1 protein-coding gene is annotated in these 913 nt (G+C 43.3%); it reads left to right on the plus strand.

The features are described 5' to 3' along the window. Nucleotides 1-98: 98 nt before the first annotated feature. Nucleotides 99-913 (plus strand): phage tail protein (locus ACFIMW_RS09405; protein WP_375608911.1); only part of this gene is annotated, 815 nt, incomplete at its 3' end.

Raw genomic sequence — 913 nt, forward strand, 5'->3', positions numbered from 1 at the left:
CATTCATATGCGTGATGTTTCAGTAGCAAGTTTTGGAGAACATGAGACACGCCCGGTTAATATGAGTGTTGTGTTTGGAATCAAGACGTGAGGTTTAGATGTCGACGATTTATGATTGGTCTTTAACGGCATCGGAGAATGGTGGTGCGGATAATCTGATTAATTGGTCAGAAGGACAACATCCGAACACGGTTAACAACAGTGCGCGTTTTATGATGCAGCGTGTGCGTGAATATTTATCGGATACGGGGGGTGTGATTGAAGCGGTTGTTACGGTTGATGATAAACAAAAGACGAGTGCGATAAGTCTTCAAAGTCCCTCTCAGTTTTTAGCGTATAAGAATGGGATATCGCTTTGTTTTAAAGCGAAGGGTAAGAATGTAGGGGCTACCACGATTGCTTTGAATAATTTAATCGGCAAGCCCGTTTATAAGGCGACGGACACCGGTTTATTAGCTTTAACGGGAGGAGAAATCCAAGATGGCTGTCTTTATACCGTTATTTATGATGAAGATATAACCGGTTGGCAAATTCTCAATCCCACAAGGGAAAAAGTTTCTTTCTTAAAACGTTTACCATCTGGTTTAATTGGTCCTTTTGGCATGGAGCGCTTGCCGGATGGTTGGTTACCTTGTGATGGGCGTGCTTATTCGCGAAGAACGTATAGAGCCTTGTTTGAGGTGATAGGAACGACGTGGGGAGAAGGAGATGGCGCCACGACGTTTAATGTTCCGGATTTTCGTGGAATGTTTTTACGAGGTATGGACTACGAACGCAATTTAGACCCTTGGCGTTCTTTTGCAAGTATACAACCCTGTTCTTTAAAAGGGCATGAACATTTTATAGGTCCCGCCTCTTCTGATGGTCGTTCTTCACGGAAAAGACGGGATGTTTCTTCTTCTGAAGTTTCTTT

The organism is Bartonella sp. AC329YNZD (assembly GCF_042196685.1).
In the GTDB taxonomy this organism is placed as follows: domain Bacteria; phylum Pseudomonadota; class Alphaproteobacteria; order Rhizobiales; family Rhizobiaceae; genus Bartonella.